Source organism: Collinsella sp. AM16-21 (assembly GCF_003471905.1).
Taxonomy (GTDB): domain Bacteria; phylum Actinomycetota; class Coriobacteriia; order Coriobacteriales; family Coriobacteriaceae; genus Collinsella.
Genome location: NZ_QRKJ01000008.1, coordinates 1 through 22,894 on the forward strand (window position 1 = coordinate 1; position 22,894 = coordinate 22,894).

Below are 22,894 nucleotides of genomic sequence, written 5' to 3' on the forward strand. Positions count from 1 at the left end.
GCGCCGATGCCCCTAAAGTGGACACACATTTTGTCCTATAAGCCGAACTCGGCCAAAATACCCCCCAAATAAATCAACCTGTCCGGATCAACAAGCGGCGGCTAACCCTCCCCGGACAGGCTAATCAAAGGCGCAGCAAGTGCGACCAACGCTTTCGCGGCCACCTAAAACAATGCTTGCCTATGGCATACTAGACGAAAGCGAGGAATTGGTACTTATGACCATCGAGGCTCTTATCCAGCTAGCAGCAGGCAACGCTGGTGTCAATGTTGCGAACGTCGGAATTTCGTCGTTTGCGATATTGACGGCAGTAGCGTACCCCATCGCCAGTTCGCGATGGGCAGTTAGCTTTATTCCCCATTCTTGCTTTGCTTAAACAGGATATAAGAAATCGGCTCATGCAGTTAACAGCGCCTTGATGCACACCCAATTGTCTTGACGGCGGTCGCATCGAAAATGCTGGTGCGCCTCTACGGATACAAGGACTCCTCCATCTAATGCATGCACGCTAATGCATGCACACGGTCCGCGAGACAATATCACCGACAAGACCGTGAAAATCCCGATGTGCATAATCCAGGAGTTTGGATGCACAGACGGGTGGATTGTCATTGTTCAGATTGGTCGCTTCGCGCTCCTCGCCGACGGGCACATCGTTGAGGGCAAAGACATCAGCGCACAGCGAGGCCGAGGACCAACTCCCTCCCCCTCCCCCCAACATTCCCCAGAAAGTTCGCTGATGTTGACTGGGGTTCCCGTAAAATTAACCCCAACAAAATATGTGCGGAGTGCTGGCCTGGAGCTGCCTTCGGACCCTATTGGCTGCTCACCGAGAGGCTCCGCTATGAAACGACCCCTTTACTACCTGCTCTGCGCGATCGCGTGCACGTCCATGGTCGGCGCGACGATGCCTATGGCAGCCATCGCGGAGGCCATACAGCCTCGGGCAACAGCCGAGCAGCAGGCGCAAGCCGACGCCACGAGCAGCGACACAGGCAAGGCCGAATACGTCACCAACACAAGCGCGACAGCAGATACCGCAGAGGACAGCACCGCAACATCCACCGGCACCAGCGAAGTCAGCACGGAAAGCGCTAACGACACCGCCGCCGCAACCGGCCCGGCAACCGACACCCCCACCACATCCCTTAGCGCCCAAACCACCCCCACGCCCGCCGCAATCTCCACCACGTCACAAACCGGCTACGCCCACTCCGCCACGGCAACCCAAAACGGCGTCACCTTCACCATCTCGTGGAACGACGCCCCCGCGGGCACTGCGACGACCTTCCACGTAACCCAAGCCAACGGCTCGTCCCAGGCCAAGGCGCGCATGGACGTGCCCACCTATTGGGACGGCGGCAGCCAGGAAAGCGTCTGCGACCCGTCGCGCCCGGCATGGTCCAGCTACCACAGTCTAGGCACCGCGGGCCACGACTTTACCTTTGACTTCACGGCATCGGGCACATACCGCATCTACTTCTACTTTATGGACAACGACAGAAACGACCCCCAAAACGACAAAGGCATCTACTACCTGCGCACCACGGCGGAGGTGACCATAAACGATGCCGCCCGCCCAAGCGTCACGCAGATCGTCAACAGCGCCGTGGGCCTGTGCAGGCAAGAGACAAACGGCTCGGAATACGACATGGCGCTGTGGCTCCACGACTGGACGCTCGACCAGCTGGAGTACGACCACAGTCTCAACTAGTGCCCGGACGAAAGCGGCCTCACACGCCACCAGGGCACCTGCGAGAGCAACCAGCGTATCTACTTGAGTTAGTCTAAAGGTTTATAAATAACGTCAGTCTCCAGAACTGCATCCATTACGGACATGAGCCGATCGTCCATCGGCACGTCAAGAATCTCAATGAGCTCTATCCCCGGTTTCAAAAATTTGGCATAGCCGAGATTAATTTCGATTTTCTCATCCTTATTATTTATAAGTAGCACATGAGACGATGAAGAAAATAGATTCAAACCGCCTTTAGGCTCAAGCGTGAACGTTATCCAGTCATTAGACGAAAGTAGTCCCAGCGAATCCATGGCGACGACAGATTCATATGAAATTGTGCCCCCATTGTATGTCCAAGAATCATCTTCTGTGGTTTTAAGGAGAACCGGGATTGGAGTAAATACCGAATTGGGCCCCACTTTCGCCCATAGACAGCACCGAAGAATTGAAAACAGCTGATTCGCTTCTTCCGAATCCATTTGTTCAAGTATTTTCTTCGTTCTTTTAGAGCGAGCGCGACCTGACGATACTTCTTGAGAAATCAATTTCGCCCACATCTCCCTCAGATCATCGTCATAGGCTGTCTGAGCTCCATGGATGTCAAGATCAATGCAGGACTCCGGCAGTTCATCAACTCTATTCGAATCTGACATTTTTCCCGCGCGCTCAAGAACATTTAGCAAATTATCTGCCTGAGAAGCGCTCGTGTTATAACCATGGGCCATTAAATATAGCTGGCCATCAGTAAAAGTCGGAAACGCCCGTTTATAGATTGCAACAACATCCGCTATAGAGCTCGCTTCGATGCTCCGCATCTCCGCTTCGTCACGAGCGGCCCCAATGGGGTTAAGAGCCTTACGTGCGCTACGAATAAATCGCGCAGGGAACGACGCAATATCACCGCGTCCATTAATACCTAGGTTAACAGTTGGTTGAAAGGACACGTCATTTGTCGAAATATTTACAGCGCCCGCCTGGGCATTAGCTTTGATATCGTTATTTTGTAAGTCATTCATTGCGTCTCCCCTCATCAGGTAATACGTGCTCGCGCCTGCATTCCACTCATTCCCATAAGCAATAAATAAACCGTTAGTTTTGAATTCTTCTATACAGTTACACAATTGTCGAAATGCGTAAAACCATGGTTCATCTGAACGTGCACGCTAAAGATGTTAACTCACTTTGTAGGTTGATTTCCGATCCCAGCCGACCACATTGAGCTAATGGCTCGCTCCCGCAGTTAGCCGAACGCCCCCGAGGTCCCATCCGGGACCCGGGGGCGGCATTTTCCCAGTTGAAGGAATGGTGGAAATATGTTTGATAGGTCCGGCGGCCATGCTCCGCCCGCCGCCCGGCAGCTCTTCTCAGACTCAGCCGGACGGTCGGTCCGTCTATTCCGTTATTCTTCTAGGCTAGGCCAGTGGGGCATCGCCCCTCTCTGCGCGTGCCCCTCGATGAGCCCCGACGTCAGGTCGAGATCACCGAGCGGCACGTCCCCCACACCGTAGGCGTCCAGCAACGCCGCCGCGTCCTCCCCGAGCATCGCACTGAAGGAGCGCGCGGGCGTCACGAAGCCGAGTGCGCCGCGGGGCTCGGAGTTCAAGTGTGACATGGCCAGCGCCAGGTCAGCCGTGACCAGGCGAAAGGCCGTGGCGCGTATGTTAAAGGCGATCCGCGCGCAAGAATCGCACGAGGCATGTGGCAGAAAAGCCGGGGAGGTGGCGAACGAGCTGGAGTCGATGCGGCTCGGTGCGGCCGCGAGGACGGCGCGCGACGGGTTCGCCGAGACGCCGGCCTACACGGAATACCCGCCGGAGCACTGGCGCCGGATCAGGACGAACAACGGGATCGAGCGCATCAACCGCGAGATCAAGAGGAGGACGAGGGTCGTCGGGACCTTCCCGGACGGCAGCTCGGCCCTCATGCTGGTGACGGCGAGGCTGAAGTACATAGCGGAGCACAAATGGGGCAAGAGGAGGTAGCTGGATATGTCGAAGCTGGAGGAGATGGACGGGCCGGAGTGAAAGACGGAGGGCTAGAAGAGGACAGGGCTGAGGCCGGTTAAATCAATTTGCGAAAGATTCTTGACGGCACCACAACCAGTTCTATTTAACAGCTAATTTGAAAAGTCAGTTCCAAAAACTCAGCAAAAACCGCAATGCCGACCTCTTCCTCTCGCATGTGCGTGACGACAAGGTCGGCATTGTCTTTCTTGTTTATGTTCCAAAAGAGCAGCTTCATAAAACAGCTCGGAGAAAACTACTGCGCAAGCACGTCCGCGATGCGTTCGCTCGCATGCCCGTCACCGTAGGGGTTCGATGCATGGCTCATGGCCTCGTACTCGGCCTGATCGCTGAGCAGGCGGCTGAACTCGAGGTAGATCACGTCCTCCTCGGTGCCGACGAGCTTCAGCGTGCCGGCGGCCACGCCCTCGGGGCGCTCGGTGGTGTCGCGCATGACGAGCACCGGCTTGCCCAGGCTCGGGGCCTCCTCCTGTATGCCGCCCGAGTCGGTGAGGATGAGGTGGCTCGCGGCCATGAAGTTGTGGAAGTCGAGCACCTCGAGCGGGTCGATGATGTGCAGGCGGTCGAAGCCGTCCAGTTCCTCGTGCGCCGCCTTGCGGACGAGCGGGTTCATGTGGATGGGGTAGATAGCCTTGGTGTCTGGGTGCTCCTCCATCACGCGGCGGATGGCGCGGAACATGCGGTGCATGGGCTCGCCCAGGTTCTCGCGGCGGTGCGCCGTGATGAGGATGAGGCGGGAGCCCTCGGCCCAGTCGAGCTCGGGGTGGGAGTAGCCCTCGCGCACGGTGGTGCGCAGGGCGTCGATGCCGGTGTTGCCGGTGACCCAGATCTTGGACTCGGGCTTGCCCTCGCCGAGCAGGTTCTGCTTGCTGGCCTCCGTGGGGGCGAAGTAATACTCGCTCACGATGTCGACGGCCTGGCGATTGAACTCCTCCGGCCAGGGGCTGTAGATGTCGTGCGTGCGCAGGCCCGCCTCTACGTGGCCCACCGGGATCTGCAGGTAGAAGCACGCGAGCGCAGCGGCGAAGCTGGTCGTGGTGTCGCCGTGGACCAGGACGACGTCGGGCTTCTCGTCCTCGAGGACCGCCTTGAGCTTGAGCAGCACGTCGCATGTCACGTCGAATAGCGTCTGGCCCGGCCTCATGATCGCCAGGTCGTAGGCGGGAGTCACGTCGAAGACGCGCAGCACCTGGTCGAGCATCTCGCGGTGCTGGCCCGTCACGGTCACGACGGTCTCGAACTCATCCGAACGTGCCTTCAGCTCGTTGACGAGCGGGCACATCTTGATTGCCTCCGGGCGGGTGCCGAAGACGAGCATGATTTTTTTCATTATCGGTCCTTTCTCATGTGCTGAGCCTTATGGGCATGAGAGCTATAAGAAACAGCGGACGATTGCCTCACTACAGAAAGAAGAGCTAAAAACAAAGCTATCGTTAGGACGGCCTCGGATATCGCAATCGCAGATGCCACGCCCATGGCGCCCCAACCATGACCAAGCCAAACGTTGAGTACCAAGGAAAGGATGGAATCGACTATCATGAGCAAGCTATAAAGAGATTGATACCCAAAAGGAATGAGAAGCTGAACACCGAGAAAATTGTTTACGATGCCCAGCAACACCCAGATAGCAAGCGGAATGAGTGTATCGGCGCAAACTAGATACTCTTTGCCATAGAGAATCTCCACTACCGGATTGCGAAGGATCGCCATGCCAAATAAACCAGCCGCAAACAATACGACCACGGGAATACCAAACTTAGCAACAAGCCGCGCCGCGGAGCGCCGAGATTTCATTCGTTCTTCGTTTACACGCGGATACAGCGCTTGACCAACAGGCGTAAACATCAGGCTTGCCATTTGCGGCACCTTCAAAATGGCAGCATACGAGCCAACGACCGCACTTGGCTGGCAACCGCCGAGCACCGTAACGCCAACATTTCCAATAATCTTGCCGGCGGCAGATGAAAGAAAAATCGGCATTCCGTCTCGCATCTCACATAGTATCTGCTTTATAGATGCAAAACCCATTTTGATCCCATAGCGCTTCCAAGCAAATACATGAGTAATAACACCCGAGGCAAGGAAAGTAATTGAATACAGGAACGAGTAAAGCATCAATTGACCGGGGTTATTTATAAGGAGGAAAATCAGAATGACAGAAAGCCCTCGCGCAGCCGCCGTGGCTATAGTGATGACCTTCATGTCCTGCAAACCCTGAAAAAGCCAGTTAAGCTGTAAAGCAATGCCAACAAGCATAGAAAACAACGCAAGCATACAGGATAGCTGGTCCCCGGTTGCAGCCGACGTAATACCGAGAATTATTACTACGACAAAGCAGGCGGCAACAAGTCCCAGTCGAGCAATAACGACAGCGGACACGAGGTCGTTAAGCTCTTCCCCATCTTTAACCTCAACGACCTTTTTCGTTGCGCTCAGGTTGAAACCAAACTCAACAACAAGCTGAAAATAAGTTATCCAATTAAGAGCAATAGAGAATACGCCATACCGCTCAGCGCCAAACACGCGGGTAACGTAAGGCACCGTAACAAAAGGCAACACAATGTTAATTGCCTGCAGCGCAAGCAGCCAGCCAGTATTCTGGAGAAGCTTTTTCTCTTTAAATGCCAAACTAATTCTCCTTCGTCATCTTCTCGAGGAACAGCAGTTGTGCCTCGCGAACACGCCCGATTCCATCTTGAGCAGCGGGAGCAGAACGCCCACACAACTCACTGACAAGGGCGCTCGCAGAAGTAGAATCGACCGCAACGCTTCTCCAAGGTTCTCCCACTTTGTTTAATAGATCCCTCTTGCGGAAGTCACTAGAATTTGATTTGGGTTCAAAAGACACAAAACGCTTTCCGAATAGCAGTGAAAACGCCGTTCCATGGAAAGAGTCCGTACAGACAAAAGAAGCTCCCGCGAATAGCTTAAGGAAATCCTCGGGGCCAGCATCAGTAATCATCTCGGGCTTAAATGAGTCCCGCCCATAACGCACATTTATAACCTTCAAGGGCAATCCAAGCTCAGATGCAGCCTGCTCAGTAAGCTCCAAATATCGAACGGAAGCCTCTTTATTAATGTAGTAGCCCAAAACATACCCACGGTCTTCAACCGTAGTATCAACAGCCTGCGCCCAGCGCTTTGAATCCAAAAGGAACACGGGGTCGTCAACCACCTCGGGCGACCGCCCACATAAGCGATTAACCACGGGCGCATCAGAATTCTCTCTTACACAGAGGACATCAAAAGAAGTCAAGTCGTCAGAAAAAGGAGTTAGATCGGTTTCGGTCGCGCTGCCAAGACTCGCCGCAAAACTACCCTTACGAGCTGACGTTTCGAAGGGAAATAAGAAAGCTTCATCGAAATCGGCAATATTAGGATTGAAAACTTGGTCACTGCCAGAGATAAGAAGATCAAAGCCTTCCTTATTAACAAAGTCGCGCATCTCTTCAATAGCGTAAAACCGAGGCGTCAAGTGAAGGTGAGACGACTCGTATTCAGCAAATTTACGCTCCTTAGAGCGCCTTTTAAGTTCAAAAGGAAGCAACGCGACATTAACCGCTAAATTTGATAGAAAACCATCCCTTTTGTGATGAAGGGAGTTATTGCGCTCCTGACGAACATTTTGATAGTTAAGCACCCGAACATCATGACCCATGGAGCAAAGCTGATCTTGCAGTGCGTAGCACTGCAAGATCGCACCGTAGTTGCGGGCAAAATGGTAGGTAATGATTCCAATTTTCATTTAATAAATCCCAATCAAATAATACTCCAGCGAGCATTCCAACGTTAATCTGCCCAACACGCGACTTCGGAAACAGGCATTCTCCGTGCAACGGGTCTCGCGAACGTTTCTTTTGGATAGCCAAATCCGACGACCGCAATGATCACTTCATTTGCTGAAATGCCTAAGGACGAGCGCATCTCTTTTCCCGAGTCACCAACAACCCACTGGAAAATACATGAACCAATCCCATAAGCCTTTAAAGCCAAAACAAAGGACTGGAGATAGATACCGCCGTTGATAAACCATTGGTCATATTCGGCACAGGAAAACAGAGAAGTATCGGCAGTAATAACTGCCCATTGGAAAATTGATTGCTCAAACCCTTTATTGCCACGCACGGCAGCGGAGATAACCTGAGCAGATTTTGGTCCGGAAAAATACACGCGGCTTGGTTGGCGGTTGCACGCCGAAGGCGCGCTCTGCGCAAGCTCAACAACTTGCGTCAGCGTTTCCTGAGGAACAGGGGCTGAATCAAATGACCGAACACTATGTCTCCCGTTAATAAAATTGATCGCATTCTTATCGCAATCAGAGACAGAAGCAAAAGAATCGGAAACAATTCCAGCCCTATCACTCAAGTCAATTAGGCCAACTTCATATGAAGTTTGTTCAGCGAGCGATTCAAAACCAGGCTGCCATTTAGAGCAATCAAGTCCAAGCTGAGCTCGACGAACAAGCCAGTTCTCAAGTGCCGCCATGGACTCGGTAAAAGCATATGAATGATTATCAAAAGAAGGATCTTTTGCTGCAAACGTTAAATAATCAAGGAGACGGTCGGCCTTTTGTGTTCCAAAATCATCGCGACAGCCTTCAATACAAAGAGCTTTCTCAAATGAATGAGCAATAAGAAGAGCATCGCGATATAGCGTATTTAAGTTCTTCTGATCTTCATTTCCCAGTAGACGATTTATTCTCGAAGCAAGCAAAGCACGCCTCAAGCGGTTGTATATTAACTTTACGGCCCAAAGATCTTTCACTTTAACCATCCTAATTATCGATATCCTATATAAACGATTGAATTGCAGCCCGGCTATCTTCTCGCAACGAAAGCTGATTATCAGAATGGAAAAACCTATAAATGACAATCACGATGAAGAAGATATAGACGATATCGCGTCCCTCCACTTGCGCATGCAATAAAAAGGTGAATAAAAAAATGTTAAATAAGGAATCCGAAGGTTTAACCCTCGCCTGAAGGACAGTAAATACAACAAAGGAAAATGCAAGCAACCCGCCGGAAATTAATATAGACAAATAGCTGTTATGAGGATTGCCAGTATTAAATAGTCCGGTAATTGTTAGCGCCCTAACAAGATTATTGAAACTAGCAGCGCTGTAGCTGCCTAAGCCAAGCAAAGGGCTCATGGCAACTAGTCTAAAACCAAATGCCCATAAAAATGAACGCTCGGTAAAGGTAGAATTTCTTCCTAATAGTTCAAAAATCCCAGCTAAGCCGCTAATTGTACTTTGCCCATAAACGAAAATCGCAAAAAAGGCGATATTAACGCCTACAGCAAACGAAAAAGAAAATCTGAAAGACTTATAAAGGTAAGCTACAGTTAGAAACAGGATCAGTAAAACACCCACCAACTTGCCAGACGCAATATCCCTTAGCATTGAAAAGAGGAGCAAATTACTGAGTGAGACAACTGGAATGCAACAAGCCGCATTGTCAAGATTTCTTTTATACATTTCCAAAACAGAGGAAACCATATAAATGGGGATAAGAGAGTTGTCTGCACCCAATAGAAATATCGTGGGCGCACCAGTCACATCTCGAAACATTGCATTTGGAAAAATAAGGCCAGTAAAGGTATTGAGCGAAATCATTAGAATTGAAAATCTTGATACGCGTCGAACTAGCTCTATATCTCTTCTATAAAACAGCATGTCTGCTGTCACCAATAGAGGCAATAAACAAAATACCTCATTGAGTGATATCTGCATCGGTACATCATTTACGTATGTTGAAAATAGTAGAGTGGCACAATATCCAGCAATTCCAAAATGCACTTTATTCAGCCGAACATCGCCCCGAGCATAAACAAACAGCGCGAGCAGTAATTGAATTGCGGCAAGACCGTAGTAAACAACACCAAATTTCGGAATTAAATATGAAATTGAGCCCAGCTTAAAGACATACAAAATACCAATGTAAATACATAAATCGGATAGTTTAATTTTGCTAGCCCTAAGATGCGTATTTGCCTTAGCAGGATTCATGCTGCTCATTAAATATCTTTCCACTATTTTACACAGCCCAGCTTAACAAGCAGCGAGCGCATCGCTTGCGTGTTATCAGTCGAATTGAAGAAACTAAAAGCAGATGCCGAAAATTTTTCATATTGCCGATCGATTTGCTTAATAGCATCGGCTATTGATTCGGGTTCAAAGTCAACGCACTTACCGCTGCCGCTGGCCTCAACAGTTGAAACCAAGCCCGGCAAACGATTAGCAAGCGTAGGGAGGCCAAATGCCGCATACTCATATATTTTATTAGGCGCGCAAAAGGCCTTATTAAGCGATGTGTCATCATAAAGCACGACGCCAATTCGCGACCTTGCAGTAATTTCCAAATGCTTTGGCGCCGGAACAAAACCATACACAAAAGTATCCGGGTAAATCTCCTTCATTCGTTCAGTCGTACCGTAGCGATCTTTTCCCATAAGAACGAAAGCGTAATCAGACTCCATCATACGAAGAGCCTCAGCAATCGGCGCAACATATTCGGGGCGCTGGAATAAACCCTGGTAAAGAAGGATCTTTCTTCCGTCAATCTCATCCAAGATCTGCTTTGTGGCGCTTGTTGAAACAGAGGGGATTTCACCTGCTTTGAGCCCGTATGGCTTATTCGGGAAAACTGAGGGAAGCGAGTTCAGCCCCCATTTAATTTTCATATAGTAGGCACGATTTAACTCGCAGCACGTAACTGCAAGAGCATTGCGACAAACCGCCGCAAATAAACGTTCTTTTGTCGGCTGATCATCACACAGCTCTAACGCCGTAGCCACATAGGGAATACCAGAAAGTGCCCCATAAAGTGGAAGCGCAGATTCAGCAGTTCCAAACCAAATGAGATAGTCCTTTGGCTCATGTTTCAAACGAGTGAGAACCGCCTTACGAAAATGAGTCCAGTTATTCAATGTATCCAGTTTTCCGCCAACACTCAAATGAGGATCAACGAGTTCCGTAAATGGAATACCCTGGCTTCTTAAAATTTCCTTGGCCGTATCCTTGCTGGAACCAAACCAAACTTCAATCTGTACGCCCAAATCTTTAATCATTCTTATTTGTGACATACAGGGGGGATAGAACGCCAAGTCGGACTTAACAATATATATAACCCTCTTAAACATATAGCCCCTCGTAAAGATTGCTAACTCGATTTGCGTAAGTCTCATAGCTTCGGTCTTCTTGAAGAGAAGGCAACAAGCGCCTGGTTGACTCGCAAAGCATTTCGTAATATCTGTCGTCTTCTAGCTTAGAAATCGCTTCACAGAGAGAGGAGACATCACCGTTTTTAAAAAGAAGACCATTTTCGCCATCCCTGATATATGAAATAGCTCCACAGGTCTCGGGAACAATTGAAGGAATACCAGAGGTGAGCATAGCTTCAAGGCACACCAAAGGCGAAGCTTCATACCAAGATGAAGTCATCACCAAAGCCTTATTTGATTTGAACTGGTCTGCGAGAACATCTTTATCACACCAACCCAAAAAATTCAGGTTTGGGTAAGCATCTCTTAGTCTCTCGAACTCAGGACCAGATCCACATAATGTTCCTGGTAAGCCCAAAGATGTAAGCGCCTTACAAAACAACTCAGGGTTCTTCTCCTTATCAAAACGGCCCACAAACAAATAGCCGTTCTTTTCAGATGGCACACCAAGCGAAAGCTCCCCTTCAACAGAAATAGGATTGGGAAGAATGCATGGCATGCCATCATCAAATTCACTACCACGCATAATGTCGTAGGTAAAATCCGAAAGATAACAAAACTTTGGATGAGCACGCCTGATTGAGCGATTTTGAAGAGCAATGCGAGCCACTCGATACAGCTTCTGTCCATAGCTTCTCTTATCACAATTGCATTGGATGCACTTTGCGGAACATGGTTTCAAATGGCAGATTTCATGCTTCTTAAAATCATAAAACCCACCATTAGGGCATACAAGAAAATATTCATGGAGCGTAACGAGCACGTTAAAGCCTAAATCGGCAATAGCATCAAAAATTGAAGATGAAAGCGCATGAGTCCATGAATGGACATGTACGACAGTGTCATCAGGATTAAATTCGTTTAATAGAGAGCAAAACTTCTTATAAGTTTTACCGCTGTGCAGCCCATTAATGGCACCGGAAACCTTATTAGCCGATTCGAGAAACGGCCTTTCATTTGCGACAACAACCCTAAAACCGTTAAGGCGGCTATGTATTGGCCCGCAACCAGCAAAGTAAATAACGTTATATCCGCAGTCACGAAGAACCACGGCAGTGATATAGGCGATTTGGGCAGTTCCACCAAAATTATCAGCAGTGTCATCAACAATAATGACGTTTTTGACTCTTTTGTCCATCAAATTATGTCTCCGTTTGCTAGCTGCAAATATCGCCTTGAAAGCCAATCAGCCTGTTGATCAATGTTGTAATTTGCAAATGAATCAAGAGAAGTGGATTTACGTCCCTCATAAGACTTTTTTGAAAGAGAGCAAATCGCATCAGCCCATTCGACAGGAGTATCAATGGGCAGAAACGTACACTCCCCTGTTACATCCACCTCACGCGGAATAACATCACTTAGCAGACATGGCAAACCAGACACCTGAGCCTCGACACCAACGAGGCCCAGGCCTTCATAAAGGCTTGGAAGAACGAACACATCAAATGCCTGGTATAGTCGATTTACATCGTTTCTCTGTCCCAAGAATTTAACGCAGTCTGAAAGGCCGTGTTCATCCACCAATGCCTTTATGGAGTCCTCGTCTTCACCGGAGCCGACAAGCAACAGGACAGCGTCGTCGCGGCGTTTTGCGGCTTCGGCGAAAACATCAATCAAGAACGGATGATTCTTCTGCGCCATAAACCGACCAACATGCCCAATTACAAACTGACCGCCAACAAGGCCCAGGTCGGCTCGCGCTTGTTCGCGAGCCTCTGCATTGAAGCGGAAGCTGTTCAAATCAATAGCGTTGTATACAACCTCGAAGTTAGCATCTTTGCCGAAAAGCCACTCACCGGCAAACCGGCTACATGCAAAGCAATGCGTCGGATACCGGTTAGATTGCGTTTTCAGCACAGCCTTAAGAGCATTCTTGGCATACTCACCCTTACCGCTCGTAGAGTGGCTATGGGCGATACGCACGGGGACGCCCGCCTTCTTCGCAGCGCGAAGTGGAAAGACGGAAAGAGCGTTGATGTGACTATGAACAATCTTCCAGCCCTCTTGTTTAAAGAGACGGTGGAGCTCTCGCTGGTATTCAATTACATGCTGATAGGGCGGAATCTCGAAGACTCGGCCACCGAGCGATTCAATCTCCTCGCGGGGAACAAGAGTCGAATCGGAATCGACAAGGAAATCGAACTGCACTTTACTGCGATCGATATGACGGTAGTAATTCATAACGACGGCTTCAACGCCGCCGCCGTTCATTTTTCCAACTATCTGTGCGACTCGAATAGGATTAGCCATCTATCGCCCCGTCCTCTTCTTGCCGAACATGGCACCGAAAGTTCCGGTGAAGCATTTCCAGTCCATGCGGAAGCAGCGATTACGCACGTAGCGGAGCTCGATCTTCTGGCGTAAGCCGCTCTCGAAGGTCGCAGCGTTGCGGTCGGTCGCCTGCCACAGGCCCGTAATGCCGGGCTGAACAGAGAGCAGCTCAGCCTTCTCCTCGTCGGAAAAGTGCTGCTCAAGCTCATCCCTTGTAATGGGACGCGGGCCAATGACGGAAAGATCGCCGTTCAGCACGTTCAAGAACTGCGGCATCTCGTCAATAGAGCACTTACGGATGAACCGCCCAACCTTGGTAATGCGGGGGTCATCGTCGACTTTGCGCTCGACTTCCCACTGATGCAGCTGCTCGGGACTCAAATACTTCTGCACATCGCCAGCATCGGTGACCATGCTGCGAAGCTTGAAAATCTTGATTGTCTTTCCGCCCTTGCCAACGCGTTCTTGCGTATACATAGGACTGCCGGGCGTCTCAAGGCTAATGAGCGCACACACAATGGCGATGGGGATAAGCAGCAGTACACTCATTAAAAGACTGAACACCAGGTCAAACAGCCTCTTAACAAAGCGATAGCCAAGCGTACCGCTCGGCTTAATCTGATTGAAAGCCAGTGCGTCCCCCACTGATGCACAGCTCTCTGTTACTTCTTTAGCAGCCACAATAAAACTCACGTTCCTGTCCCCAGGAACCCCCCCCCGTCCATGAATTCAAAAAACGAACGATTTGCTGGTACAACGTCTCCCTTACGTTTTGCTGGGCACGTCGAGCGGAAGTAACTCCCTAAATGCGGAGTCACCCTCGCCCACGTCTACCAGGCACCAGCGTTTATGACGGTCGATTTTCTTTACGCGGGCCTCTTGCCCCACCAAGGGCCCCTGCTCTATGTGCAACACGCCGTCTTCTATGCGGGCGACGCTGTTGCGCACCACGCCGTCGTCGTCCAGCACGCTGCGGTACCAGTCCTGCGCGTCATCCGGCATGGGCATGTACGCCCGCTCCCTACTGCCGGCGATGCGACAGCCAAAGCTCAACTGGGCCAAAGCCCTATCGAGCGCGGCGGCATCGTGCGTAGCGACGAAAAAATATTCCTTGTACATAGGTTTGGTTTGGAGCGACCATGCGCCGTCCCGCTTAAACCAGAACTCCTTTTGCATTACAAAAGCGTCCTGCATCAGCTCGTGCGGGATAATGGGGCGGACCTTTTCACAGGTCTCGCGCTCTTTTCCATGGGGGGTGTGAACCAGATACCAGCGGACGCGGCCGTGCTGGCTGTTGGTGGTGGCGCCATTAAATGCGCCCGGCAGCTGCTCTTGGCGCCGTGTCGTCTGTTCCATGTTCTCGCCCCCTCTTTTGGCTTTGCGATGCACGCAAATGCAGGGGCGTTTAGAACAGGCTTCTCGCTCGCAGCTAGGCGCAGTCGCAAAAGTACAGGTTTTTGTATCTTTCGACAGATGACATTATACGAGCAATCAATCAGCGTTTGCCCAGATTACGCAAAATGTACTGCTAGTAGGTACATCTCCATACCCCTCTACAAAAACCTGTACCTTTTTGTGCAACAAAAAAAGCCGCTCAACCAGCGGCTTTTCTTATTTTGGTAAGAAAAAAGGCGACCGCCCTTTGTGGACGGTCGCCTTTGTAAATTGTTGTGAAGCTTACCTTAGGCGCGGGTCTTGATCTCCTCGGTCACCTTGGCAACAAACTCGTCGACGCTCATCTGAACGGTCTCGTTGGAGCGATCGCGGACGGAGATGTTGCCGGCCTCGACCTCCTTCTCGCCCAGGATGAGCATGTAGGGCACGCGGTCGATGCTGCGGGCCTCGCGGATCTTGTAGCCAATCTTCTCATCGCGGTCGTCGCAGACCACGCGAATGCCGGCCTCCTCCAGCTTGGCGCACACCTCGTGCGCGTAGTCGCGGCTCTTCTCGGAGACGGGAAGTGCCTTGACCTGCACGGGAGCCAGCCAGGTGGGGAACTTGCCCGCAAAGTGCTCAATCAGAATACCAATAAAGCGCTCGATGGAGCCAAAGCACACGCGGTGCAGCATGATGGGGCGCTTCTTGGTGCCGTCGGCGTCCACGTACTCCAGGTCAAAGTTGAGCGGCATCTGGAAGTCGAGCTGCACGGTACCGCACTGCCAGGTACGGCCGAGCGAGTCCTCCAGGTGGAAGTCGATCTTGGGGCCGTAGAAGGCGCCGTCGCCCTCGTTGACCTCGTAGTCCATACCCAGCTTCTCCAGAGCGGTGCGCAGGCCTTCCTCGGCGCGCGCCCAGTCCTCGTCCGAACCCATGGAGTCCTCGGGGCGGGTGGAAAGCTCGACGTGATACTTAAAGCCAAACTTCTGGTACACGGAGTCGATGAGGTTGACAACGCCCACGATCTCGTCGGTCAGCTGGTCGGGACGAACAAACAGGTGGGCATCGTCCTGGTTAAAGCAACGCACGCGGAACAGGCCGTGCAGGGCGCCGCGCAGCTCGTGGCGGTGCACCAGGCCAATCTCGCCGGCGCGAATGGGCAGCTCGCGGTAGGAGTGCGGCTTGGAGGCGTACACCAGCACGCCGCCCGGGCAGTTCATGGGCTTAATGCAGTACTCCTCGTCGTCGATGACGGTGGAGTACATGTTGTCCTTGTAGTGGTCCCAGTGGCCCGAGGTCTTCCACAGCTGCTTGTTCATGATGAGCGGCGTGGAGATCTCCACGTAGCCGGCCTTGTGGTGGATCTCACGCCAGTAGTCCAGCAGCGTGTTCTTAAGGATCATGCCGTTAGGCAGGAAGAACGGGAAGCCAGGGGCCTCATCGCGCATCATAAAGAGGTCCATCTCGCGGCCGATCTTGCGGTGGTCGCGCTTCTTGGCCTCCTCCAGCATGTGCATGTGCTCGTCGAGCTCTTCCTTGGTGGCAAAGGCGACGCCGTTGATGCGGGTGAGCATCTTGTTGTCCTTGTCGCCCTTCCAGTAAGCGCCCGAGACGCCAGTGAGCTTAAAGGCCTTCAGCGCCTTGGTGTAGCAGATGTGGGGGCCGACGCACATGTCGATGTAGTCGCCCTGCTGGTAGAAGGTGATACGGGCGTCGTCGTCCAGGTCGCCGATGTGCTCGACCTTGTACTTCTCGCCGCGCTCCTCCATAAGGGCGATGGCCTCGGCGCGGGGCTTCTCGTACACGGAAAACTTGAGGTTCTCCTTGACGATCTTCTTCATCTCGGCCTCGATCGCGGGGAAGTCGTCCTCGCTGATCTTGACGCCCTCGGGCAGGTCGACGTCGTAGTAGAAGCCGTTGTCGGTCGCGGGGCCGTAGGCAAAGTCGGCCTCGGGGTACAGGCGCTTGATGGCCTGCGCCATGATGTGCGCGGCGGAGTGGCGGATGACGTGCGTGACCTCGTCCTGCGGGAGCTCGGCCACCGAACCGTCATTGTAGAGTGCCTTCATGGGTATGTTTTCTCCTCTCGGATGCCTGATGCAAGTGCGTGCGATGCGCTCGGCGTTTTAACTTGCATCATTATAGGCAGGTTGCCTTGGTATACAAGCGCCCGCCGCACCTTAATGGCACGGCGGGCGATTTTCTACGCATGCTTCATCGTGTGGGGTGGGACTGCGGGGCGCGCGTGGCTTACAGCGTGTCCGTGGCTTGCGGCAGGCCCGGCGATGGATGCGTTACTGGATGCGAGTTCGGCAGTAGGGGCAGACCTTCCAATGCGCATCGAGCGGGCGATGGCAGCTGGGACACACGTTGCGAACCTGGGTATCGCACACCGGGCAGACGACGAAGTCCTTCTCGATGGGCGCGCCGCACTGCGGGCAGGTGCCGTACTGGGCAAGCTGGCGCTCGCGCAGAGCCATGTCCAGCTCCTGCTCCTCGCGGTCGGACGCATAGGAGTGCGGGCGCAGGACCAGGTAGGCAATGAGGCCTACAAACGGGATGAGGGCGATGATGCCCCATGCCACGTAGGCGCTGGCGCCGCGGCGGCGAGCGTCGATGAACACATAGACGACCGACAGCACATACAGGGCGATGATAAAGCCAACGAAGGCATAGACGACGCCCATAAGCTGCGGCGACATGAGCTCAGAGATGTACTTGGACATTACGGGTACCTTTCGGAATATTAACAGTCCGGTAAAGTTTACCACGGGGTTTGTTTATATGGGACTACGGCTAGGGGCGGGGCTGGCGCGGACACAAACATCTCAATCTGTAACAGGTGTGAGCGGAATCCGGGTCTAGATGTTACAGGTCGAGACACAGGGTCCCTCCCCGACTTCAATCTCAATCTGTAACATCTTGGGCCCCAAACCCCCTCTTACTGTTACAGATCAAGACGAACGGTGAGCCCCCCGTTAAAATATCTCAATCTGTAACAACAACTCGGCAAAAACAGGTCTAACCGTTACAGATTTAGACATTCGAAACCGACTGATAGGTTCATCTAAATCTGTAACATCTAGAACCCAAATCCTCAGCTAACTGTTACAGATTAAGACAAAGAAAACCGTCCAAACCGAATGTCTCAAACTGTAACAACTGGAACCCAAATCCTCGTCCAACTGTTACAGATCGAGACGAAAGGTTGCCGTAGTTGTCGGCGGACGAGGTTGTCGACGTTGCCGCGTCTCCCCTCTTCTGCCGTTGGCGGGTGTTGCGGGGCTGTTCACCGCATTGCCGCCGCGCTGGGGGTGTGCAGACCGTAGGATAGTTTTATTGACAGCCTGTCAACTCGTCTGGGAGGCACCGTGGCAGAAACGTTTGATATCGCGATTGTAGGCGCGGGCATCACCGGATGCGCCATCGCGCGGCAGCTCGCGCGCTATGACCTGTCCATTTGCGTGGTCGAGGCGGCCAACGACATTGCGCTCGGTGCGTCAAAGGCCAACGGCGGCCTGGTACACGCCGGCTACGACCCGGCGCCGGGCACGGTAAAGGCGCAGGTCAACGCCCGCGGCTGCGAGCTGTATGGCACGTGGGCCCAGGAGCTGGGTTTTTTGTTCTGCCGCACCGGCTCGATGGTATTGGGCTTTAACGACGAGGACCGCGCGCACCTGGAGAAGCTACGCCAGAATGGCCTGGTCAACGGCGTGCCCGAGCTGTCGATCGTCGGACCCGACCGCATCCACGAATTAGAGCCGCGCGCCAGTGCCGAGGCGACGTGCGCGCTGTGGTGCCCTTCGACCGGTTACGTCGACCCGTTTGAGGTCGCCATCGCCGCGCTGGAAAACGCCGTTGCCAACGGGGTGTCGTTTATGCGCTCCGCACCGGTGGAGGCGATTGAAATCGCGGGCTCGGGCGACGACGCGCGCTTTACGTTGGCGACGCCCGCCGGAGACGTGCGCTGCCGCTACCTGATCAACGCCGCGGGCAACGGAGCCGCGGACATCTCGCATATGGCGGGCGCCGAGGAGTTCCAGATGGTCTGGCGCCAGGGCAATATCGTGGTGCTGGACAAGGAGCCGCGCACGCTCATGCCGCTCTACCCCGTGCCGACGCCGGTGTCGAAGGGCGTTATCGTGACGGGCACCGTACATGGTAACACCGTGATCACCGCGACCGCTGCCGTGCGCGAGCCCGGCGACACGCAGACCTACGCTTCCGATGTCAACGCGCTGCTGAGCGGTGCGCGCAAGCTGGTGCCCGATCTGGACACACGCCGCGTGGTGCGCGCGTTTGCCGGCGGGCGTCCGGTCATAAAGGGGACGAACGACTTTCTTATTGGGCAGTCCGCCGTGGTGCCAGGCCTATTCCAGGCGGCGGGCATTCAGTCGCCGGGCGTGGCGAGCGCGCCAGCCATCGCCGAGCGCATGGAGCAGATCTTGCGCGATGCCGGTGTTGCCCTGCACGAGCGGCCCGACTGGGATCCCGTCCGCCGCGCGCCGGACGACTTCGACCGTGCGCCACTTGTGCGCAAGGAGGAGCTCATCGAGTCCGACCCTGCATGGGGAAAGATCGTCTGCCGCTGCGAAACGGTGTCCGTGGCCGAGATTGTTGCCGCGATTCGACGCCGCCCAGGTGCGGTTTCGGTCGAGGGCGTCAAGCGCCGCTGCCGCGCCGGCATGGGCCGCTGCCAGAGCGGCTTTTGCCAGAGCCGCGTGGTGGCGATTCTAGCTCGCGAGCTGGGCTGCGACCCCAGCGAGGTGCTGCTGGAGGACACTGGCTCGTGGCTGGTTGAGGGACCGCTGAAGGGGGTGCGCTAGGATGGCAACGCTTGATATGCGCGACGAACGCGCAGAGGCAGGAGCCGTAGCGTCGGTGTCGACGCAGGCATTCGACGTGGTCGTTATCGGCGGCGGGCCCGCCGGCATGGCGGCCGCGCTTTCGGCGCATAAGGCCGGCGCGCGCGTGGCCATCGTGGAGCGCGAGCAGCACTTAGGCGGCATCCTGCGCCAGTGCATCCACCCCGGCTTTGGCCTTTCGCACTTTAAGCAGGAGCTCACCGGCCCCGAGTACGCACAGCGCTTTATCGACCAGGTGCGCGCGATCGACATCGCGCTGTTCTTGAATAGCATGGTGCTTGGGATTGATTCGGACGAGTCCACGGAAGACGCCGCGGCCCACACCGTCACGCTCATGAGCCCCACCGGCATGCTGCAGCTCACCGGGCGCGCGGTCGTCCTTGCCATGGGTTGCCGCGAGCGCACCCGTAGCGAGATCAAGATTCCCGGCAGCCGACCCGCCGGCGTGTTTACGGCCGGCCTGGCGCAGCGATACATCAATATCGAGAACCTCAAACCCGGCTCGCGCGCCGTCATTTTGGGCTCGGGTGACATCGGGCTCATCATGGCACGCCGCTGCACGCTCGAGGGGATTTCCGTCGAGGGCGTGTACGAGCTTATGCCGTACGCCAACGGTCTGCGCCGCAATGTTAAGAACTGCCTGGACGACTTTGGCATTCCGCTGCACCTGTCCACCACCGTCACGCGCGTGATCGGGCACGACCGCGTGGAAGCCGTCGAGGTGAGCCAGGTCGACGAGCGCCTAGCGCCCATTCCGGGGACCGAGCGCGTTGCTCCGTGTGACACACTGCTGCTTTCGGTGGGATTGATTCCCGAAAACGAGCTTTCGGTTGCCGCGGGTGTAGAGCTTGACCCGCGCACGCGAGGCGCCGTGGTGGACCAGAGCCTGCAGACGGGCGTACCAGGCATCTTTGCCTGCGGCAACGTGCTGCACGTGCACGACCTGGCCGACAACGTGACGACCGAGTCCGAGAGGGCTGGCGCAGCTGCAGCGGCGCACGCGCTGGAAACCGGCGCGGGCGTCGCTGCGGACTGCGAGCTCACCGTCTCCCCTGCCGGCATTGCGGGATACGCGCTGCCGGGACGCATTACGGCCGTGGCGCTCACCAAGCTCAGCTTCCGCGTGCGCCGGCCGGTCGACGCCGCCCGCGTGCGCATTCTGGCAGGCGACGAGGAGATGTTTGCAGGCAAGGTCCGCCCGTTTAAACCGAGCGTAATGGAGAGCTTCCCACTACCGGCAAAGGTAATTCAGCGCGCACTCGACCTGGGTGTTAACGAGATTGTCCTGTCCGTCGACCCCGTTGAGGAGGCGTAGAGTCATGAGCACAAACGCGATTGAAACGCTGCAGTTCAACTGCACCACCTGCCCATCCGAATGCCTTCTGACCGTGGAGGTGGAGCGCGACGCAGACGGCGCCGTGGTAGAAGTGCACTCCGTGACCGGAAACAGCTGCCCGCGCGGTGATAAGTTCGCGCATCAAGAGCTCACCTGCCCCATGCGTGTGCTCACCACCACCGTGGCCGTATCCGGCGGCGACGAGGCGCTGCTGCCCGTACGCACGGCCGAAGCCATCCCGCTGGCACTCCACGCCCAGGCCATGGACCTCATCCGAGGCCTAATCATCGACGCCCCTATCCGTATGGGCGACGTCGTTCTGGAAGACCTCCTCAACACGGGCATCGACCTCATCGCCAGCATGGACATCGACCCAACCTAAGTAGCTTATTTGGGACGGCGCTCTTTTAGCTACCCCGCCATCCACCCCGCCCCTCCTCAATTGCGGTGAAATAGTTCCTGATTTCCGCCAAAACCCCGGCATCCAGGAACTATTCCACCGCAACTATCCTTGGAATCGGTATTTAGCTTGTGCCTACTATAGTGCCATTTCAAAACCACCCCGGATTACGGGGCTGATTCGGAGGCCCCCATCCATACCGACATTTTTCGATTTTTGATAAGCCGTCTACCTGCGGTTTTAATTTCACGATTTTTCCCATGGTCAAGTAATACAGGTCCAGCCCCGTAATCCGCCATACTTTTGAAACCAGCCCATTTGGAACGGGCCTCTTATGACTACTTTTGCCCCAACGTTCGCTCAAATGATTTTTCTGGGACGGGGATTGAAATAATCATTCGGCACCCAATGATTATTTAATCCCCATCCCAGAAAAATCATTCCGCATGTTAGACGTAGCTAAAATAGCCCCGTCCCAAATTGACTACCCTGGCATTGGGGATACCATGGTGGCAGCCTAGCGAAAGGATGTTTCATGGCACATGTCGATGACCAGCGTGTGGCGCGCGTGCTCGATGCACTCGAGGCTCAGCACCCCGGCGCGCAGTTGCTCGTAAACGACCCGTGGTCGATTTACTATCTGACCGGCTTTTATGCCGATATGTTCGAGCGGTTTTGCGGTGTGCTGCTCGCGCGCGATGCCGAGCCAGTGATCCTAGTCAACGCTCTACACCAGCTGCCGGAATACGACAATGCCCGCGTCGCCTACCACACCGATACCGATATCGTGACCGACGCCATCGCGAGTGAGATCGACCCAACCAAGCCGCTCGGCATCGACACCGTCATGCGCTCCGGCTTTTTGATGCCGCTCATGGAGCGCCACGCCGCCAGCGAGTTTTTCCTGGGCGATTTTGCCGTGACCGCAGCGCGAACCTACAAAGACGCCGCCGAGCAGGAACTCATGCGCATGTCCTCGGCAGCTAACGACGCTGTGATGGCCGACGCCATCAAACTCGTCCACGAGGGTGTGACGGAGCGCGAGATTGCCGACCAGATGCTCGGCTTGTACCGCAAGCACGGCTGCGAGGGCTTTAGCTTTCCTCCGATCGTGAGCTTTGGCGCCAACGCCGGCGACCCGCATCATGAACCCGACGACACCGTGCCCAAACGTGGCGACGTGGTGCTGTTCGACATTGGCGGACGTCATCGCAACTACTGCTCGGATATGACACGCACATTCTTTTGGGGCGAGCCGGACGAGGAGACGGCACGCATCTACGACATCGTGCGCCGCGCCAACGAGGCCGCCGAGGCGCTCATCGCACCGGGCGTTCGCATGTGCGACCTGGATCGTACAGCGCGCGACGTGATCGAGGACGCTGGCTACGGCAAGTACTTTACGCACCGCCTGGGTCACTCGATCGGTCTGCAGGACCACGAGCCGGGCGATGTCTCGCTGGTCAACGAGCAGGTCGTAGAACCGGGCATGACGTTCTCCATCGAACCGGGCATCTACCTCCCCGGCCGCACCGGCGTCCGCATCGAGGACTTGGCCCTGGTCACCGAGTCCGGCGTCGAGATTCTCAACGCCTACCCCCACGATCCGGTCCGCCTAGGCTAACCTCATCCCCAAGTCCCCAAACTAAGTTGCGGTGA

At 54.4% G+C, this 22,894-nt stretch carries 19 protein-coding genes; 6 read left to right on the top strand and 13 right to left on the bottom strand.

Translation table 11 applies throughout. The annotated features are described in order from the left end of the window. Positions 1–844 precede the first annotated feature (844 nt). Positions 845–1,714 (top strand): hypothetical protein, encoded by an 870-nt coding sequence (locus DW180_RS05555; protein WP_147357379.1) that lies wholly within the window; start codon positions 845–847, stop codon positions 1,712–1,714. A gap of 68 nt (positions 1,715–1,782) precedes the next feature. Here the strand turns inward: DW180_RS05555 and DW180_RS05560 are convergent, their stop codons facing one another. Continuing rightward, positions 1,783–2,754: a DUF2806 domain-containing protein gene (locus DW180_RS05560; RefSeq protein WP_233545194.1), complete on the bottom strand. Its 972-nt coding sequence runs from the start codon at positions 2,752–2,754 to the stop codon at positions 1,783–1,785. 642 nt (positions 2,755–3,396) lie between these two features. Here DW180_RS05560 and DW180_RS05570 point away from each other — a divergent pair. Continuing rightward, a complete protein-coding gene (locus DW180_RS05570; protein WP_158570939.1) occupies positions 3,397–3,720 on the top strand; it encodes a transposase in 324 nt (107 codons plus the stop codon). A gap of 277 nt (positions 3,721–3,997) precedes the next feature. On the opposite strand, the gene wecB is transcribed toward DW180_RS05570, so the two are convergent. The 12 genes from wecB to DW180_RS05630 all read right to left on the bottom strand — a co-directional run bounded on the left by wecB (position 3,998) and on the right by DW180_RS05630 (position 17,360). Further along, on the bottom strand, positions 3,998–5,092 hold the full coding sequence (gene wecB, locus DW180_RS05575; protein WP_118237812.1) for a non-hydrolyzing UDP-N-acetylglucosamine 2-epimerase: 1,095 nt from the start codon (positions 5,090–5,092) through the stop codon (positions 3,998–4,000). Further along, the gene (locus DW180_RS05580; RefSeq protein ID WP_158570940.1) at positions 5,092–6,390 is read right to left on the bottom strand and encodes a flippase; all 1,299 of its coding nucleotides are present in this window, start codon (positions 6,388–6,390) and stop codon (positions 5,092–5,094) included. The genes wecB and DW180_RS05580 overlap by 1 nt, the downstream gene beginning before the upstream one ends. A 1-nt stretch (position 6,391) precedes the next feature. Further along, positions 6,392–7,507: a polysaccharide pyruvyl transferase family protein gene (locus tag DW180_RS05585; protein WP_118237816.1), complete on the bottom strand. Its 1,116-nt coding sequence runs from the start codon at positions 7,505–7,507 to the stop codon at positions 6,392–6,394. Between the two features lie 44 nt (positions 7,508–7,551). Beyond that, a complete protein-coding gene (locus DW180_RS05590) occupies positions 7,552–8,526 on the bottom strand; it encodes a nitroreductase family protein (protein ID WP_233545196.1) in 975 nt (324 codons plus the stop codon). 25 nt (positions 8,527–8,551) lie between these two features. Beyond that, positions 8,552–9,781, bottom strand: a complete 1,230-nt coding sequence (locus tag DW180_RS05595) for an O-antigen ligase family protein (protein ID WP_118237820.1) — start codon at positions 9,779–9,781, stop codon at positions 8,552–8,554. Positions 9,782–9,795: 14 nt separating this feature from the next. Continuing rightward, entirely contained in the window at positions 9,796–10,905 is a 1,110-nt protein-coding gene (locus tag DW180_RS05600; protein ID WP_158570942.1) for a glycosyltransferase, read from the bottom strand. Then, entirely contained in the window at positions 10,898–12,124 is a 1,227-nt protein-coding gene (locus DW180_RS05605; RefSeq protein WP_118237824.1) for a glycosyltransferase family 4 protein, read from the bottom strand. Before DW180_RS05605 ends, DW180_RS05600 begins: the two co-directional genes overlap by 8 nt. Further along, positions 12,124–13,236, bottom strand: a complete 1,113-nt coding sequence (locus tag DW180_RS05610; RefSeq protein WP_118237826.1) for a glycosyltransferase family 1 protein — start codon at positions 13,234–13,236, stop codon at positions 12,124–12,126. The genes DW180_RS05605 and DW180_RS05610 overlap by 1 nt, the downstream gene beginning before the upstream one ends. Continuing rightward, positions 13,237–13,902, bottom strand: a complete 666-nt coding sequence (locus DW180_RS05615) for a sugar transferase (protein ID WP_199569894.1) — start codon at positions 13,900–13,902, stop codon at positions 13,237–13,239. It abuts the gene before it with no gap. A gap of 120 nt (positions 13,903–14,022) precedes the next feature. Next, positions 14,023–14,613, bottom strand: a complete 591-nt coding sequence (locus tag DW180_RS05620) for a hypothetical protein (RefSeq protein ID WP_118237828.1) — start codon at positions 14,611–14,613, stop codon at positions 14,023–14,025. A gap of 326 nt (positions 14,614–14,939) precedes the next feature. Then, complete coding sequence (thrS, locus tag DW180_RS05625) at positions 14,940–16,703, bottom strand: threonine--tRNA ligase (RefSeq protein WP_055251577.1); 1,764 nt, start codon at positions 16,701–16,703, stop codon at positions 14,940–14,942. A 225-nt stretch (positions 16,704–16,928) separates the two neighbouring features. Next, entirely contained in the window at positions 16,929–17,360 is a 432-nt protein-coding gene (locus DW180_RS05630) for a zinc ribbon domain-containing protein (protein ID WP_055251579.1), read from the bottom strand. Positions 17,361–18,005: 645 nt separating this feature from the next. Here DW180_RS05630 and DW180_RS05635 point away from each other — a divergent pair. The 4 genes from DW180_RS05635 (at position 18,006) to DW180_RS05650 (ending at position 22,859) form a co-directional block, all read left to right on the top strand. After that, the gene (locus tag DW180_RS05635; protein ID WP_118237830.1) at positions 18,006–19,460 is read left to right on the top strand and encodes an NAD(P)/FAD-dependent oxidoreductase; all 1,455 of its coding nucleotides are present in this window, start codon (positions 18,006–18,008) and stop codon (positions 19,458–19,460) included. 1 nt (position 19,461) lies between these two features. Beyond that, positions 19,462–20,814 (top strand): NAD(P)/FAD-dependent oxidoreductase, encoded by a 1,353-nt coding sequence (locus DW180_RS05640; RefSeq protein WP_118237832.1) that lies wholly within the window; start codon positions 19,462–19,464, stop codon positions 20,812–20,814. A 4-nt stretch (positions 20,815–20,818) separates the two neighbouring features. Next, complete coding sequence (locus tag DW180_RS05645; RefSeq protein ID WP_118237834.1) at positions 20,819–21,217, top strand: DUF1667 domain-containing protein; 399 nt, start codon at positions 20,819–20,821, stop codon at positions 21,215–21,217. 553 nt (positions 21,218–21,770) lie between these two features. Next, complete coding sequence (locus tag DW180_RS05650) at positions 21,771–22,859, top strand: Xaa-Pro peptidase family protein (RefSeq protein WP_118237836.1); 1,089 nt, start codon at positions 21,771–21,773, stop codon at positions 22,857–22,859. The last annotated feature ends 35 nt before the right edge of the window (positions 22,860–22,894 follow it).